Annotated in this window: 15 protein-coding genes and 1 pseudogene; 8 read left to right on the top strand and 8 right to left on the bottom strand. The window is 46.6% G+C overall.

The window, feature by feature from the left end; translation table 11 throughout:
- Positions 1-100: 100 nt before the first annotated feature.
- Positions 101-1,546 carry a glyceraldehyde-3-phosphate dehydrogenase gene (locus ELR70_RS12485; protein ID WP_054013893.1) on the bottom strand — a complete coding sequence of 482 codons (1,446 nt, stop codon included), beginning with the start codon at positions 1,544-1,546 and terminating at the stop codon, positions 101-103.
- 333 nt (positions 1,547-1,879) lie between these two features.
- Here ELR70_RS12485 and ELR70_RS12480 point away from each other — a divergent pair.
- Positions 1,880-2,685: pseudogene (locus ELR70_RS12480) on the top strand (DUF2989 domain-containing protein).
- Between the two features lie 47 nt (positions 2,686-2,732).
- Here ELR70_RS12480 and ELR70_RS12475 read toward each other — a convergent pair.
- Positions 2,733-3,320 (bottom strand): ABC transporter substrate-binding protein, encoded by a 588-nt coding sequence (locus ELR70_RS12475; RefSeq protein ID WP_054013895.1) that lies wholly within the window; start codon positions 3,318-3,320, stop codon positions 2,733-2,735.
- A 195-nt stretch (positions 3,321-3,515) separates the two neighbouring features.
- Positions 3,516-5,117 (bottom strand): bifunctional diguanylate cyclase/phosphodiesterase, encoded by a 1,602-nt coding sequence (locus ELR70_RS12470; protein ID WP_082353084.1) that lies wholly within the window; start codon positions 5,115-5,117, stop codon positions 3,516-3,518.
- 226 nt (positions 5,118-5,343) lie between these two features.
- On the opposite strand from ELR70_RS12470, the gene purM reads away from it, so the two are divergent.
- From purM to ELR70_RS12450, 4 genes are read left to right on the top strand one after another with little or no spacing between them, the layout of a single operon-like run.
- Positions 5,344-6,396, top strand: coding sequence for a phosphoribosylformylglycinamidine cyclo-ligase (purM, locus tag ELR70_RS12465; RefSeq protein WP_054013896.1), 1,053 nt, complete (start codon positions 5,344-5,346; stop codon positions 6,394-6,396).
- Positions 6,396-7,058, top strand: a complete 663-nt coding sequence (gene purN / locus ELR70_RS12460) for a phosphoribosylglycinamide formyltransferase (RefSeq protein WP_054013897.1) — start codon at positions 6,396-6,398, stop codon at positions 7,056-7,058. The genes purM and purN overlap by 1 nt, the downstream gene beginning before the upstream one ends.
- Positions 7,000-7,770: a DUF3108 domain-containing protein gene (locus tag ELR70_RS12455; RefSeq protein WP_200908186.1), complete on the top strand. Its 771-nt coding sequence runs from the start codon at positions 7,000-7,002 to the stop codon at positions 7,768-7,770. Before purN ends, ELR70_RS12455 begins: the two co-directional genes overlap by 59 nt.
- 16 nt (positions 7,771-7,786) lie before the next feature.
- On the top strand, positions 7,787-8,098 hold the full coding sequence (locus ELR70_RS12450) for a hypothetical protein (RefSeq protein WP_054013898.1): 312 nt from the start codon (positions 7,787-7,789) through the stop codon (positions 8,096-8,098).
- Between the two features lie 79 nt (positions 8,099-8,177).
- Here the strand turns inward: ELR70_RS12450 and ELR70_RS12445 are convergent, their stop codons facing one another.
- The 3 genes from ELR70_RS12445 to ELR70_RS12435 form a co-directional block, all read right to left on the bottom strand.
- The gene (locus ELR70_RS12445; protein ID WP_054013899.1) at positions 8,178-8,942 is read right to left on the bottom strand and encodes a class II glutamine amidotransferase; all 765 of its coding nucleotides are present in this window, start codon (positions 8,940-8,942) and stop codon (positions 8,178-8,180) included.
- Between the two features lie 260 nt (positions 8,943-9,202).
- Positions 9,203-9,718, bottom strand: a complete 516-nt coding sequence (locus ELR70_RS12440; protein WP_054013900.1) for a hypothetical protein — start codon at positions 9,716-9,718, stop codon at positions 9,203-9,205.
- A gap of 222 nt (positions 9,719-9,940) precedes the next feature.
- Positions 9,941-10,486, bottom strand: coding sequence for a hypothetical protein (locus ELR70_RS12435; RefSeq protein ID WP_128064589.1), 546 nt, complete (start codon positions 10,484-10,486; stop codon positions 9,941-9,943).
- A 160-nt stretch (positions 10,487-10,646) separates the two neighbouring features.
- Here ELR70_RS12435 and ELR70_RS12430 point away from each other — a divergent pair, with 160 nt between their 5' ends.
- The 3 genes from ELR70_RS12430 to ELR70_RS12420 all read left to right on the top strand — a co-directional run bounded on the left by ELR70_RS12430 (position 10,647) and on the right by ELR70_RS12420 (position 15,602).
- On the top strand, positions 10,647-11,054 hold the full coding sequence (locus ELR70_RS12430; RefSeq protein ID WP_054013902.1) for a nuclear transport factor 2 family protein: 408 nt from the start codon (positions 10,647-10,649) through the stop codon (positions 11,052-11,054).
- A gap of 494 nt (positions 11,055-11,548) precedes the next feature.
- Positions 11,549-13,960 (top strand): TonB-dependent receptor, encoded by a 2,412-nt coding sequence (locus tag ELR70_RS12425; RefSeq protein ID WP_054013903.1) that lies wholly within the window; start codon positions 11,549-11,551, stop codon positions 13,958-13,960.
- Between the two features lie 73 nt (positions 13,961-14,033).
- Entirely contained in the window at positions 14,034-15,602 is a 1,569-nt protein-coding gene (locus tag ELR70_RS12420; RefSeq protein WP_054013904.1) for a sulfotransferase family protein, read from the top strand.
- A 91-nt stretch (positions 15,603-15,693) separates the two neighbouring features.
- On the opposite strand, the gene ELR70_RS12415 is transcribed toward ELR70_RS12420, so the two are convergent.
- Both ELR70_RS12415 and ELR70_RS25860 read right to left on the bottom strand, forming a co-directional pair.
- Positions 15,694-16,362 carry a GntR family transcriptional regulator gene (locus ELR70_RS12415; protein ID WP_054013905.1) on the bottom strand — a complete coding sequence of 223 codons (669 nt, stop codon included), beginning with the start codon at positions 16,360-16,362 and terminating at the stop codon, positions 15,694-15,696.
- 187 nt (positions 16,363-16,549) lie between these two features.
- Entirely contained in the window at positions 16,550-17,212 is a 663-nt protein-coding gene (locus tag ELR70_RS25860; RefSeq protein WP_347232136.1) for an aldehyde dehydrogenase family protein, read from the bottom strand.
- Positions 17,213-17,233: the final 21 nt, after the last annotated feature.

Genomic DNA, 17,233 nt, shown 5'->3' with positions numbered 1-17,233 from the left:
GTGATTTGTAGCAATAAATCAGCTGCAAGCCTAACACACCTGGTGCGAGACAAAAACAAAAAAAGCCAGCAATCGCTGGCTTTTTTGGACAAAGCGTGAATTAACGCGGCAGGCTCGGGAATTCCACCTCAGCCATGTCACGCATTACGCGTACAACCTGACAGCTGTAACCAAACTCGTTATCGTACCATACGTAAAGTACTACACGGTCACCGTCCACAATGGTCGCTTGTGAATCAACCACACCGGCGTAGCGGCTACCAACCAGGTCAGTTGATACAATTTCAGTCGACGCTGTGTAATCGATTTGGTCGCGAAGCTCAGAATGCAAAGATGTTTCGCGCAGGAACTCATTTAGTTCCTCAGCCGTTGTTTCAGCATTCAGGTTAAGGTTCAAAATAGCCATTGATACGTTTGGCGTAGGAACACGGATTGCATTACCAGTCAGCTTACCAGCTAGCTCAGGCAGTGCTTTTGCTACTGCTTTAGCTGCACCTGTTGAAGTGATAACCATGTTTAGTGCAGCACTACGACCACGACGCTCGGCTTTGTGGTAGTTATCGATCAGGTTTTGATCGTTGGTGTAAGAGTGAACTGTTTCAACGTGACCATTCTTGATACCAAACTTGTCGTTCAGTGCCTTAAGTACAGGCGTGATGGCGTTTGTCGTACAGCTTGCAGCAGACACAATTTTGTCTTCAGACAGGATATCAGCATTGTTAACACCGTAAACAACATTCTTGATATCGCCTTTTGCCGGCGCAGTCAGAAGTACTTTAGATGCGCCTTTTGATTGCAGGTGTTTACCCAGGCCGTCTTCATCTTTCCATACACCCGTGTTATCAACAACCAATGCATTCTCAATACCGTACTGAGTGTAATCCACTTCTTCAGGAGAGTTCGCATAGATAACCTGAATGTAGTTACCGTTTGCTTTAATAGCGCCTTTTTCATGGTCAACAGTGATTGAACCGTTGAATGGACCATGAATTGAGTCGCGGCGAAGCAAGCTTGCGCGTTTTTCAAGGTCACCATCACGACCACCACGTACCACAATTGCACGCAAGCGAAGATCAGCATGAGAACCGCCACGTTCAATCAACAGGCGTGCCAATAAACGACCGATACGGCCAAAACCATACAGAACAACGTCGCGAGGGGCCGGACGGTTGCCTGTATTAAGCAGATCAGCAAGCTCAGCGTTCAGGTACTCTTCGATTGAACGACCTTCACCTGCATTTTTATAAATGTAAGCATATGCCAGTTTACCTAAGTCAACACGGCCAGGAGCCAGTTCCATCTTGCTGATGGCTTCCAGGAAAGGAAAGCTCTCGCGCAAACGCAGTTTAGTTTCTTCGAAACGTGCGACTGTCTTATGGGCTTTAATAACATCGATAGTGCTGGTGTTTACAAGAGGACGGCCATAAACCGCAATTTCAACACCCAGATTACGATACAAACGACCAATGATCGGTTGCATGCTCTCTGCATAGTCTTGACGTTCTTGCCAGCTGTTTTGATATTCTTGCTCGTGAGATAAGGTCATTTTTTCTGCCTAATAAACAATTTTTGAACGGATAGCCTAACCGAGCCTGATGTATTGCATAATTTGAGAGTCAACAGGCCCCAAGGCAGCGACATTTTAATTGAAATGGCTGCAATTCTCCACCACTTACTGATAATTGTTACTGTAAAATTAACTCCACAGTAGACCTTACATCGATTAACCTGCCACGGAAGCATTAAAATATAAGAAAAACAGCTGAGACGCGCTTTGGCCGCAATCCCTTGCTACACTTGAGGTAAATAAAGGGTGGCCAGAATTGTCGAAATTGGTACTATACACGCGCAACAACAAAGACTTGGAGTACGTATAACAATGAGGTGGTGGCTAATATCAGGCCTGTGTATTACTACAGCGTTGCTCAGTGGCTGCGATGACACAATTACGCTGAATAAAATCTGCACAGAGACCCCGGATTTTGTGAAGATCTCAATAAAGATAGCCATTGTAAAGAGGAGCGTGCGGAGGTGATATTTGCTCGATATCACGAATACAAAGCGCCGACGGATGACAATCGATACACTTTGCTGAAAAATTTTGAACAATACAACGAATGTGTTTCACTGGCCGCGCAAATTGAGCATATCAAACTAAAAGAAAAAACCACGTCACGCGTTGAAGGTCACCTTACCAGCCTCAAAGAGATGACTCGCATCTACCAGGACACAATCAACACGGAGCACCCTGGCCTGCTTTACTATCATTGGTCCAGACGGAACAATCGACTTGCGCTGAACAAGCTACTGAATATGCAAGATCAGGACAATGTAAAAAGCGACCCGGAAATACAGCTATTTCTTGCTACTTTTTACGCGAAAATTGACGACGATAAAACCATTGATATTCTGTATCGAGTGCTTGAGCTAAATAAAGCGGGAGAAACACCGGATCCCGAAGTATTTGCCAGCCTGGTGAGTATTTTTTATAAGCAGCAGAAATATAAGCATGCATACACCTTTGCCCGCGTGGCGCAGCTATCTGGTTTTGAACACATTGATATTCTGCCGGTAGAACATAAGCTTTCCTCAAGCGGCAAAGACTTAGGTGCTCTGGATACTCTGGCCGCAAAAACCTGGGAAGAGATCAGCAATGGTGAGTTTCTCTCCCCAAGAAATTTCTAAAACCTTAACGATTTTACTCCACAGAGTAGCCAGCAATGGCTGCTCTGCTAGCTTTTTGCATTCAGCTCAGCAGTCACCTTCGCCAGGCCCACTTGCGAGATACGCACCGAGATTTCCTTTTGTTTCGCACTCAGTAAAGAAATTCCCTCAGCAACCAGGTCATACACTCTCCACTGGCCGTTTTTACTCTTGCGGAACTTAAAATGGATATCAATATCAGGGCCCGCAGGTTGCTTTACTATTGCTTTCACGGTTGCATACTTGCTTTGTTCATCCATTGGCATAGATTCAAACTGTACCTGCTGACCTTTGTATTGCATCAGCGCACTTGCGTAGCTCACTTCGAGGTAATGTTCAACGGCCGAAATAAACGCGACGGCCTCTGGTTTTTTAAGGCCTTTAATATGTTTACCCAATAACTTATAGGACACAAACCGAATATCAATGTGTGACATCAGATGTGCCTTAACCAGCTTGCGCATCTCTTGGGGGCTTGCCTGACCATCCTGATTGATTTGTTTAATATCTGAAAACAGGGTTTCACCCACCTCATTGATAAGCGCCAAAGGTGCTTGAGAGGCCAATGTCAGGGATGAAAACAGCAGTAAGAAAATTCCAACAAGTAACTTGTTCACGTTCGTTCCTCGATACTTTTAGAGTTTGACTTCCTGGTCCAGCTCCAACGCAGAGCATAGAGTCAGATGGTGTGTGCTTTTAACTGTAACGCTAAAGTCATGTTGAGTGTGTGAGAAAGTGTATGGAAATCGTTCAAATTCAGTATCAGGTCAGGTTGGTTTAGTGTGTTCAGAGTGTGCACGGTTGGCATCAATTTATCGTTTCAAAACTTTTTTAACCACCCGATGAGAATGTAGCCACTGTTTTGCGCTCTCGCGCTCAAGCGCTTCACTCATATAATACCCCTGCAAATAATGACACCCGATACTGTTAAGGTAGGCTGCGGTTTTACTGTCTTCGACACCCTCTGCGACCACAGAGCAACCCAACCGCTTGGCCAGATAAATAGTTGTCTCTACAATTGCCTGATCCTTATCGCTATCCAGACAACCGCTAACAAATGAGCGGTCTACTTTAATCTGAGAGATTGGTAACTCTCTGAGCATGGAAAAAGACGAGAACCCTGTACCAAAGTCATCGATACTGACCGAGAACCCCATATCAATCAACATACCTATCATATACCTGGCCTGATCAACATCGACCATCACCATACTCTCGGTTAGCTCGAATACAATACAACTGGGTTTCACATTATATTTTGATTGCAGCTCAACAAGCTGGTTAACCAGATAACGGCCGTGAAAGTCCTGGCAGGATAAGTTGATGTGCAGGGTCACATTCGGCTCTATGGTCAGAAAATGATTCAACTCGCTAAATACTCGCTCAATCACAAATGCGCTGATCTGTTTTATATAATTGTTTTTCTCGGCTATGGGAATGAAGGTCAGTGGACTGATAAATGCGCCATCGGTATCGCGCCAGCGAAGCAAAGCCTCAAGTCCATGCACTTCATTACTGTGCCCACAGACCAGTGGTTGATAAAACACTTCAAGCTGATTGTTGTTAAGTGCAGCCTTTAGTGAATTAAACAGTTCAAATTCAGCCTCTACGCCATCATGTAAGGTTTGGTCGAATATCACCAGACTTTGACGGCTACTTTTGGCAGCATACATTGCGATGTCGGCGTGCTTTAGCAGTTGGGTAACAGAAGGTTTTTCCTCTAAACAAAAGATACGCGCACCTGCGCTGTAAAATACGTCGACCTGCATATCGTCAATCATCAGGCCGTCATTAAATGTTTTTAGTAAGGTATTATTGAGTGAAAACAGCTCTGTTTCGCTTGCCGATTCCGTGACAATCACAAACTCATCTCCGCCCATTCTGTAGACCTTGCATCCACGCGTGGTCAGAGTCTGCATTTTGACTGCAAATGCAATGAGCAATTTGTCTCCAAAGAAATGCCCGAGCGCATCATTGACTTGTTTAAAATTATTGATATCCATAAGTAACACACTGAATGCCGCCCCTTTTGCAATACATTGCTCAATATACTTAGTACATTCCTGACGGTTCTCGAGTTGTGTAAGAGAGTCGTGGCGAGCCTGGTAACGCTCACTTTCGGCAATATCCTGAAGTTGAAGTAAGCTGGCGCGGCTAAGCCGAACCACCACAATGACAAAGATAGCGCCAAGCATCAGGATCACTGACAAACCTAATACCAGAGGGGAGTTATTTTCAGTACGATAGACTTGGTGCGCAAAGGCCAGATAACCACAGATAAAAAATAACACAAGCGCAAGTAACAATTGCCAGCCTCTGTTTTGCGCAATCCGACAGATATGTGTTGCAGGGAACAACGCCGCTACCAATAGCAGGAACCCAGTCAAAATAAGGCCTAAGCTCAGGTTTTCCACATCTACCACATTCGCACTGACTGAAATGTACTGAGTATAGTGAACAAATCACTATTGCGCGTTGCTGAAACCAGGTACATCCACCTGATAAGTAAATATTCGACGCCACCGGATGCCCGGGTAATCCACGTTTATGCAAACCAAATCGACTAGCCGCACCGACGCATTTGATGTAAAATACGCGCGTTTCTAAGCAAATCCATTCTGTTATTTTTGAGGAAAACCTGTGAGCGAACAAAAACAGTCTCTTAGCTATAAAGACGCAGGCGTTGATATCGATGCGGGCAATGCATTGGTTGAGCGCATTAAAGGGGTAGTTAAAAAAACGCGTCGCCCTGAAGTTATGGGCGGCATTGGCGGTTTTGGCGCTTTGTGCGAACTACCAACCGGATATAAAGAGCCTGTCTTAGTTGCTGGCACAGATGGTGTGGGTACTAAACTGCGTCTGGCCATCGATCTTAAAAAACACGATACCGTAGGTATCGACCTGGTTGCCATGTGTGTAAACGATTTAATAGTTCAAGGTGCTGAACCCCTATTTTTCCTTGACTATTACGCAACTGGTAAGCTGGACGTTGATACCGCTGCCGACGTGGTCACAGGCATTGGTACTGGTTGTGAGCTGGCAGGTTGCGCCCTGATCGGCGGTGAAACTGCTGAAATGCCTGGCATGTACGAAGGCGAAGACTATGACATGGCTGGTTTTTGTACCGGTGTTGTAGAAAAGTCTAAGATCATTGATGGTACTAAAGTTGCCGAAGGTGACCAACTTATTGCACTTGCTTCAAGCGGTCCACACTCAAACGGCTACTCGCTGATCCGCAAAGTACTGGAAGTATCTGGCGCAGATACCAGCGAAGAGTTTGCTGGCAAACCCCTGTCTGAGCACCTGCTTGAGCCAACCCGTATCTACGTTAAACCGATTCTGGAACTGCTGAAAGAAGTAGACGTACATGCCCTGTCGCACATCACAGGCGGTGGTTTCTGGGAAAATATCCCGCGTGTATTGCCAGAGTCAGCCAAAGCAGTCGTAAAAGGCGACAGCTGGGAATGGCCTGCAGTATTCAACTGGCTACAAGAAAACGGCAATATCAGCACCCACGAAATGTACCGTACATTTAACTGTGGTGTTGGTATGATCCTGGTAGTACCAGCCGACAAGCTAGCGCAAAGTCTGGAAATCCTAAAAGCACAAGGCGAAAACGCCTGGCACATTGGTGAAATTCAGGCTGCAAATGCAGGCGAAGAGCAAGTTGAAATCCTGGGTGGTGCCGAGTAATGGCACCCAACCGATCTCCAATTCGTATTGTTGTATTGATATCTGGTAGTGGCTCCAATTTGCAGGCCATTATGGATGGCTGTCAACGCAACGACATCAATGGCGAGATCTGTGCCGTCATCAGTAATAAAGCCAACGCGTACGGGCTGCAAAGAGCCCAACAAGCGGACATTGAAACGCAAGTGTTAAGTCATAAAGACTTTGACAGCCGCGAAGCCTATGACCAACGTTTGGCGCAATTAATTGACTCTTATAATCCAGATTTAGTTGTATTAGCTGGATTTATGCGTATTCTAACCGCAGACTTAGTGCAAAAATTTAAAGGAAAAATGTTGAACATTCATCCTTCTTTGTTGCCTAAGTACCAAGGGCTGAATACCCATCAAAGAGCGATTGATGCAAAAGAAACGTTTCATGGCGCCAGTGTTCACTTCGTGACAGAAGAACTAGATGGTGGACCGGTCATCGTACAAGCTAAGGTGCCAATCCTGGCTGATGATACTGCGCACACGCTGTCACAGCGGGTTCATGAACAAGAACATATAATCTATCCTTTGGTGGTCAAGTGGTTCAGCGAACACAGACTAACGATGGAAGCAGACTATGCCGTTTTTGACAATCAACCCCTTCCAGCTCAAGGCGCAACCTACCCAGAAGAATAAAAAATACAGCGCTTTACTATTAGGTTTAAGCGCTGTTTTCTCTTCTTCCCTATTTGCCAGTGACATTGTGCCCTACCGCGCTGAATATGACGTATTGCGCAAAGGTGAGGTCCATGGCAACGCCATCAGAGAGCTCTCTAAGGTCTCAAACGACACCTACTCGCTCAACTATGAAAGCAATATCGAATGGATGATATTTTCAGACGAGCGAACTGAAAACTCTCTGTTTACTTATCATGATAAAGTGCCAAAACCTCTCTTATACACACTAAAGCGCGAAGGCACTGGCCCCGACAAAAACTACAAGATCCGCTTTGACCGGGAAAACAAACAGCTCTATAAAGACGACGAGAAATACCCTATCAATGCCGACTGGAACGAAAAGCGCCAGGATGTTTTGTCTTACCAGATAGCCCTCCGTAATGATGTCAAAGCCGGAAAAACCAAAATGAGCTACCCCATTGTGGATAAAAATGGCAATGTGCGCAGCTACGATTTTGAAGTGGTGGGGCCGGAGACCATCACCTTACCCGTCGGCAATGTCGAAACCATTAAGGTAAAACGCCTGTACGACAATGACAAGCGTCAGGCCACGGCCTGGCTGGCACCCGCCTATCACTACTCGGTTGTGCAAATGTTTAAAGGTAAAGACGGTGTGGAGCAATTTATGATCCAGCTAAAGAGCTTTGATGCAGAGCAGCCGGCTGAGTAATATCTGAACCTGATATATGGATTTATCGCAACTTCTTGAGCTAATAACAGTATTGCTCTTTCCAATAGCCTTTGTTTTTAGCTCGTTTTGCTTCTTTAAAAGCCTCTACTTTTTCGTAAAAGCACTTTTAAACACTGTTGAAGGTGCTTTTCACAAAACACACACATCATTTAACTTTTTAAATGTGCTCTGGGTACCTGGGTGTTTGAATGAGCGAGGCAAACTCTATAGAAGAATAGCCTTGCGCAATATTATTATTGCTTTAGCCTGGATGTTATTGTTTCTTGCTGCTGCTCACTCTGTTGATAGTGCTTTCGCAGCTAATTGAATTGTGTTAGCAAGTGCCGTGCTCTGATGCCCTTTTTTCTGAGCACCTTATCTCGAGCACACATTTGGCACACATTGCGCTATATTTTCTCTCCAAGTTTAAACAGCACATATTCACCGGGTTGCATTTTGTTCCACTCTTCGTCATTGGTCAGTGGCCGGGTGGCAATTACGGTCACCACGTCATCCGGAGTGGTTTCTTTTTGAAAATCCACCACCATATCCGCATCAATGAGTGTTGCCTTACCAAAAGGTGCACGACGCGTGATCCAGTGCAGATTGTTAGAGCAATACGCCAGTACAAATACGCCATCGGTCAGCAGCATATTGAAGACGCCTTTGTCCATCAAGGTCTTTGCCAGTTTGGCAGCATAGCGAAATACGGTCGCCATGTTTTTTGGTCGTTTCGGGTATTTTTCACGGATCTTGTCTAAAATCCAGCAAAACGCCAGCTCACTGTCAGTGTTACCCACCGGCTTATAAAACTCGGTAGTCAGATCTTTATAGTTAGACAACTGGCCGTTGTGGGCATAGGTGATCTCCCTGCCCCACAGCTCACGAGTAAAAGGGTGAGTATTCTCAAGACAGGTTCTGCCGCGGTTGCCCTGGCGAATGTGGCTGATCACCGACACGCTTTTAATCGGATAAGCTTTTACCAGTTTGGCAATTTCCGACTGACAGCTGGGCTCCGGGTCCTTAAATGTCCGACATCCCTTGCCCTCATAAAACGTGATCCCCCAGCCGTCCTTATGCGGCCCGGTATTCCCCCCACGCTCCAACAACCCGGAAAAACTAAAACATATATCTGTGGGTACATTGGCAGACATGCCCAAAAGTTCACACATAGAATAAAAAGCCTTTAAATTTCATAATATTAATCTGAGACATTCTCTTTTTTACTTTCTGGTCTCAGTTTTGGTCACAGTTTGGATTAGACGTGACCACAATGCTTGTAAGCCAAATTTTATCACCAAGTGGCAAAGGGTACCAATGTGTAATCCGGGGTTTTGAACGAAATAACCCTGTTGAATTGACTGTTTGGAAGAAGTGTCTTGGTGAAATCGGGGATTTTATTTTCTTGCGTCTTGAACCTCTATTCCAATGCTCAAGATTTTGTTTCAATGATATCGAACCATTGACTTAGGGCTGGTAGTAAATATGCAACTCTTACCCCTTGTCTTTCAGAAAGCGCATAGAGCAAATTAGACAAGCGATAATGATCGCTGCCTGAGACCAAACTTACCTGCTCCAAAGTCTGCTGGCTACGCTCGCTCAGTTTATCCAACTCTTGCCACCATTCAGCTTCGTGCTTCCAATAATTAGCAGCTGCATTAATTGCAGATACATCTGTCACATCAGGGTGATGCCGTGGCCCCATAATAAATGCACTTCCCTTTTCTAGCTTAAAAAAGCTGATGGCCTCAACCATAAACCTCTGAGCTGCAACAAATCCTAACCCAACATAATATTCAGCTTGGTCAAGCAATCCTTCAGAATCTGGATCATTGGTATGAGCAATTGCGTGCTCTATTTTAGAAATTTTTTTGTCAAGCAATGCGAAAAGCTCTGTCATATCACCAAATGAGCAAAGTGCTGTCAGAATAATTTGTTTTTCTGTCATGATGGTTCCATTATTTCCAATACATACGCTCGGAGCTAGAAATTTTCCGCCAGTAATAATCATGATTTAAGAAAGGATAAGTTCGCTTCATCAGTATCAGAGAAGTTCTACTTACCACCAGTGACTCCTTTGAACCGTTCAAAAAGTAGTTAAGCAATGGGTCATATCTGCCAAATAAAACTAATTCAAATCACACTCAAGCGTTCCAACAAAAACATCCACTCACTCCCCATCCCGCGTAGCCCTGATCCGCATATCAACATACCACTTCCCACCACCTTCAAGTTGCTTGCTACTCACCCAGACAAACCCCCTGTTGCTAATCTGGCTAAAGCGAAAGCGTGCGGGTTGCAGCTCGCCGTTTGGCAGGCGCTGTTCAACCTCAAGGTGAACGCCCTCTTTGTCTCTGTGTGCGGTAAACGGGTTTAACGTCGCATTCATTTGTACCGGTAAGAACACCTGATGCCAGCGTTTGTCCTGGAGTGAAAAGGTTCTGAGTGTTCTGCCTGCATAGGTTACCTTGCCCTGCTCGTCGAGCAGACTGAAATCGTCGACCACCATTTTATGGTCAAAGGCATATTCGGCTTGCCAGCGACATGGCGCTGAGAACAGTGTTTTGCCTTGCGGGTCGAGCTGCTCATACCGGCACTGCCAGTGACCTATCAAAAACGCGTAATCGCTGGCCGCAGCGGGTGCCCCTGAGTAAAGCTCGGCGCTTTTTATATGAAAGGAACAGACAATGAGCAAACATAAAAATAGACATCGCATAGTAAGATCATCAATAGAAACATGGATTTTCAGTATGCCGCCAAATATCAATACAACCAAGTCTTTGTCGTGTTATTCGCATGCTCACTTGCTGCAGGCCGTTAAAACCCGACTATACTTGGGACACCACTTTCGAACACAATCACAATAAGCACATGCTATGGCACACACGCTTACATCCGAGCAATTAGCGCGCGGCTGGATACAAGCCTGGATAGACCAGGATATGGCGTGGTTGAACACCTATCTTGCTCCAGACTTTCTGCATATTAGTCCATTTGGCCGGTTAGCTGGTCGCGATCACTACCTGAACACAGTGGCACCTCTTGCGGCTAAAAGTGTGCAAAAGCTGACCATAGTTTCGGTGATTGCCGGACCAGATAAGTCTGCCATCTGGTTCGAGAACCACACTCCAGCGGGGGTTATTCCTTCTTGTGACTGGCTGACGGTTAAAAAGGGGACAATCAGTCAGATCCACTCTTTTTACGACAGTGCCCATGTGCGCGATACACTGACATCAGAGGAACAAAGTCAGCTGAATACAACCTTGCCTCCCAAATCATCCTAACGTGTGTAGTCGTTTTGCAATCCTATTCAGCAATAATACTCACGCCGAAGTGCTCACCGGCATACTTATTCACCTTTCAATTAAAACTACTCACTCAGGCTAGCAGCCAATTCTTGTACTCCCTTACCAATATAGCAAGCCTTTCGACGATACTCATGCTCCAATGAGGCTTTACACTCAGTGCATACTTTTCCGTCACCAGAAATACTGAACAACAAAAAACCAAAACATAAACCGCATAATTAATTCAAATAACTGCATAGAAAGACCAGATAAAAGATAAACAAACCTATAAAACCACACATTATCGTGAAAATTTTTTTATTGAAATTTCATGCACAAATTCACCTAAAAACCCGTTGATAGTGAATATATTTGCAAATATAATAAATATTAATTCACGTACCTTTTTCAATGATCTTGTTACCTGATTCACTTTATGCTTTCTTAGTTTGCATAAAAACAACAACCAGTACATTTCAGGATGCGCTACAATGCTAAAACCTAAACTCATTTCTCTGGCCATCGCCGGTGCTCTGCCAGGCTCACTGCTGCTGTCATCAGCAGTAAATGCCGACGAAGCCGGTGCACAAGAAAAATCTCTCGAAGTTATTCAGATCACTGCAACCCGACGCAGCGGCTCTGTACAAGAAGCTCCGCTCAACATTACTGCGTTAGATGCGGACGTTATGAAAGATCAAAATATTGGCGAGCTGGCCGATGTTGCACGCTGGGTGCCGGGGCTGACAGTGACGGATCAGGGTGGTCGCTCAGGCTCACCTATCATAGTAAGGGGTCTCAACACCAACTCTTCAGGCCCCGGCTCTGATGGCGGCACAGTTGCTACTTATATCAATGAAATTCCGGTTTCGCTTGATATGCGCCTGACTGATGTAGAACGAGTAGAAGTCTTGATTGGCCCTCAGGGTACTCTGTATGGCGCAGGCACCTTAGGTGGTGCCATTCGCTACATGCTTAAGGCCCCTGAGTTAGATATCACCACGGTTCAGCTCTATGGTGACATGTTCCAGAACAAAGAAAGCGACTCCGTGGGTGGCGAAGGCGGTTTTGTCTTTAATGCCCCTATCATCGAAGATGAACTGGCGCTGCGTGCCAGCCTGAATCACTATAAAGATCCTGGGTTTATTGATTACAACTATGTGGTGCGCGAACCCGGTGTGTCAAAAGCCGATCCCGACTGGTCAGATCAAAATGCGGTCGATAACAACCTTCGACAAATTACCGACGCGAACGGTGAAACCACCACCACAGGTCGCATCTCTGTGCGCTGGAAACCAAACGACTGGTTTGACGGCACGCTCAACTACTTTTATCAGAAACAAGAAAGTGAAGGCCGCTCTATTGTACATTATCAGGCGCTCAATTCAGCAAACGGGCTGAATGATCGTATCGGTAAGTACGAATCTGGCTATCGTTATGAAGAGCCCAGAGACAAAGAAGACGATCTGCTAAGCCTGGAGCTGAAAGCCGATCTGGGCTTTGCAGAGCTGGTCTCGGCATCAGGCTGGTCGAGCTTTGAAGCCGACGGCCAACGCGATCAAACTGACTTGCTGATCCGCCTTGATTACGGCTATGAAGAATTCCCCTCTTTCTCGGCATTCACCCGTGAAGAAGAAGAGGAAGATACCTTCACTCAGGAAATCCGCCTTGTATCGCAGGGCGACTCCGACTGGAACTGGATTGTTGGCGGTTTCTACAACAAATTTGAAAGTGATGGCAGCAGTAAAGAATTTACCCCAGGTTTTGGTGAGTTTGCCGTTGCCAACTTTGGTGGTGAGCAATCGCGCCCCGACAATCTTGAATATTTCTCGGTCGATCGCAGTGAGGTAACCGAACAGGCACTGTTTGGTGAAGTTGGTTATCAGGTTTCCGACAAACTGACCATCACTCTGGGCGCCCGTTTTTATGAATATGAAGTAAAAGCAGAGTCTGCCGTCGACTTCCCGCTGGCAAATACGCTATACAGTGGCGCAGGACCAAACGATATCACGCTGGATTTTAAAGAGAGTAACGCCGAAGACGACGGTAACCTGTTTAAGTTCAATGCCAACTATCAGTTTACCGACTCTGTCATGGCCTATATCACAGCCAGTGAAGGATTCCGTATCGGTGGTTCAAACGGTCTGGCTCCTTGTCCGGATCCATTGCCCGACAAGCAGATCGGCTGTGGTATGCCTGATGAACTATTGTACACAGCGGATACTACAACCAACTATGAGCTTGGCCTAAAGAGTACCTGGCTGAAAAACAAACTGCATTTCAACGCAGCCATATTCAATGTGGACTGGGAAGATGCGCAAATCGCGGGTGCAACTGTGGTCGGTCAGATCCCTTATACTTCTAATGCGGGTACGGCCAACGCCAAAGGGATCGAAATATCGACACGCGCCATCCTCACCGATCATATCAGCACATATGCTACGTATGCCTACACCAAAGCTGAGCTGACGTCAGATGCCCCATTCTTGTTTAATGCAGACGGCACAGATGGCGCCAAAGATGGCGACAGGCTGCCTGGTTCTCCGGAACATCAGTTCTCGCTGGGCGTAAACTATTCAACAGAAGTGATGGGCGATAAAACCTTAGATATCAATTATGGTTTAACCGCACAAAGCGATATCATTTCCAAAGTAGGCTTGCGCGATAGCGGCGAAACCTTGTCTGGTTATGGGATCAGCAATCTCTCAGCCAAGCTGACTGGCGATATGTGGTCTGCCACTTTTTACGTAAACAACTTATTCAATAAGTATGCGTTTACCTCTGTGCGCCGGGACGTTCGGGATATCACCACCGCCAATGGTGCTGAGATCCAACGCAACTATGGTCATTACCTCAATAAGCCTCTGACGGTCGGGATTAAGTTCGACTATCAATTTGAACTTTAGTAAATTTAACTCTCCCACTCCCAGGCTCATCCATAGTGATGAGCCTTTATGTTATTAAAAGTGACCAATCAGGATGATATCAATCCAGCAACGACATAAAAACGCCGTGGCAGCTCTGAATCAGGGCCAGCTAGAAACGGCCCATCAGCACCTTGTACACCTGTTGCGCGATGCGCCCGACTACGCCGATGGCTACTTTCTGCTTGGTGTGATCAACCTTCAGGTCGGACAGTTAAAAAAGGCCGTCAGACTGTTTGAAAAAGCTCTGGGGTTGCACAGCAGCGATGAGTACCGCGCGCAATTAACCAAATGCTATGCCTTGCAGGGTGAGCTGGCGCTGGCCCGCCAAACCGCAGAACAAACCAACCCGGGTTCACTCACCCGGGCACTTGACGCCGACACCTTTGGCGTGGCACTCAGCCATGTGGGATTGCACGAGAATGCACTGGCCTTTTTCCGCCAGGCTCTGCAACTGACCCGCAATAACCCCCAGTATTATTATAACTTTGGCGTCAGTGCGAAATTTGTTGGGCAGTTTAATGAGGCTGAGCAAGCGTTTGAGCAGGCACTCGCACTAGACGCTGATCACCACAGAGCGCACTTTGCGCTGTCAGATCTAAAAAAAGCGACCCCTGATGCACATCATATTGGACGTTTACAAGGGGCCTTCGAGCGGGCAAGCTCTCCTGAATCCAGGTTGCACCTGGGTCATGCTCTGGCCAAAGAGTATCAGGATCTTGGCAAATTTAATGATGCATACCAAGCACTGCAGCAGGGTAAAGCGGCATTACATGCGGCGCGCCCATTTGACCACACAGGCAGTGAAGCACTCTTTGAGCGCATTCAGAGTCTCAGTCAGGCTGAGCCCTATGATCAGCACGGCGGCCACTCAAGCCGTGAGCCCATCTTTGTACTGGGTATGCCACGCTCCGGCACCACCCTGGTTGAGCGGATCTTATCCAGTCACAGTGACGTGATGTCAGCCGGTGAGCTGCAAGATTTTGGGATCAGTGTGAAACGTCTGGCTCAGACCACCAGCCAGACTGTGCTGGACCCCACTACCCTTGAACAGGCCTATCAGTGCAATGCGCAGCAACTCGGGCAAACTTACCTGGATGCGACCCGGGTAGTCACAGGTAGCCACGCCCATTTTGTCGACAAGTTACCCTTTAATTTTTTCTATGTTGACTTGATCCGCCGGGCGCTGCCTAACGCCAAAATAGTCTGTCTGATGCGTGACCCTATGGACACCTGTATTGGTAATTTCCGCCAGCTTTTTACCATCAATAACCCCTATTACGCCTACTCATTGGATCTCATGGATACGGCACGATTCTATGCCCGCTTTTATCATTTAATGCAGCACTGGAAACAGCTCCATGGCGAGCAGTTTTATATGATGCAGTATGAATCGCTGGTGGATAATCCGGAGCAAGAAATATCAAAGCTACTGGCTTATTGTGAGCTCTCCTGGCAAGACAGCTGCATGCACTTTCATCTTAACGATGCGCCGGTATCGACCGCCAGTAAAGTACAAGTGCGAGAGCCACTCAACCGCCGCGCTATCGGGCGCTGGAAACGCTTTGCGCCTCATACCGACGCAGCCAAGGCATTGCTTAATGAACAAGGGATATTGTTCTGACTTGAATAGAAGACTAGCCAGCGTGCATTGTGCTCTGGCTAGTGTGTATCTTTTACTTACCCGCTAAGTGCTGGGTTAAATGTCTGTGAGCTTACTTCGCTTCCTGCTCAAGGCGCAGCAGCAGTGCTTTAATGTCGTCTTTGGCACCTGTGATATGCTTTTTCAGAAATTCGCAGGCACCGGCTTTGTCTTTTTCGTGACACAACTTAAGCAAGGTACGATGCTCTTCTGGCGCCGTTTTCAAACCACCAGCAAGCAATATGTGCATGCGAACATAGCGCTCTGAGTTTTTACTGTACACGTCAACCAGCTCACGAGTCTGAGGGCGTTCTGCTCGGCTATACAGTTTGCTGTGAAATTCGGCATTGAGTTTACCTGTTGCCAGCTGCGTATCACCGGCGTCGGTTGCCTCTTCCAAGTCAGCCAAAATCGCTTCTGCTTCAAGCAGGTCGCGTTTAGTCAGATTTTCAATTGAATGGCTCAGTAATTCCGCTTCCAAAATCGCGCGCAAATCGAAAATCTCATCAATTTGCTCAGCGCTCAATCGGGTTACGGTGGCCCCTTTGTGTGCTTCAAAGTTTACCAAACCTTCCGCTTCCAGTTGCAGCAGCGCTTCTCTGACAGGGATCCGGCTGACATTCAGTTCATCGGCCAGTGCAGCCTGACGTAAAGGTTCTCCGGCTTTAATCTCGCCACAGAGGATTTTTTCTCGGATCGCTTCCGCAACCAGTTGAGTTCGGGTTTTATGTACAATCGCCATAGGGTTAATTAATTATTATCATTGGGATACATTATACGTGCATTGCTATAAATTGCACGCTGTGAGGCACTTAGTTCGCGCTCTATGAGATGATATCATGATCAAATAGGCGGTTGCACAAGCTAAGGAACAAGCTTATGCAACCGCACTCCACGGGGGTTACAGACGTTCTATCTTCTGTGATTGCCTAACTCTGTACACATAATGGACGTAAGAACCGCGTCATCGCTTGTATCCCGACTGAGGTCGAACGGACATCCGTCGATGACGGATAAGGCCCGCCATGATTCATCGACCCACACACCTCAACACCGGTTGGCATCTGGCCAAAGATGAGACGACCCACTTTGTAGCTTAATTCATCCAAAAGTGTTTCCTGCACCGCAACTTCTGCATTAGTGGCATGCACACTGGCTGTTAACTGGCCTTGCAGTTGCTCTACAACACTTAGCAGCTGAGCTTCATCACGATATCGAACAATGAGGGCACTAGGACCAAATACTTCTTCGTGCAAGCTGGCATCCTTGATGAAATCTTCCGCCTCACAGGCAAACAAATGTGCGTTGGCGTGAAAAGGCTGGCTCTGCTGGGCACAGGCCAGTGTGCTGACATGAGGGTTGCGCTTCAATTCATCCATGGCTTTGTCAAAACTACTCAAAATTCTGGGCGTCAACAAAGTATCCGATGGTGCGGCTTCAATTGCCCTTGCGGCCGTCGCTTCAAACTGTTCTTGTCCATGAGGAACAAGCCACAGGCCTGGACTAGTGCAGAACTGACCATTACCCATCAGCAAAGACTGTACTAATGCTGTGGCCAGTGTTGTGCCCTGCGCTTGTGCATACTCAGGCAAAATCAGTTGTGGATTAACGCT

It is taken from the genome of Pseudoalteromonas sp. R3 (assembly GCF_004014715.1).
In the GTDB taxonomy this organism is placed as follows: domain Bacteria; phylum Pseudomonadota; class Gammaproteobacteria; order Enterobacterales; family Alteromonadaceae; genus Pseudoalteromonas.
The sequence above is the reverse complement of the archived record's forward strand: the minus strand, read 5'-3'. Positions and strand labels throughout refer to the sequence as shown.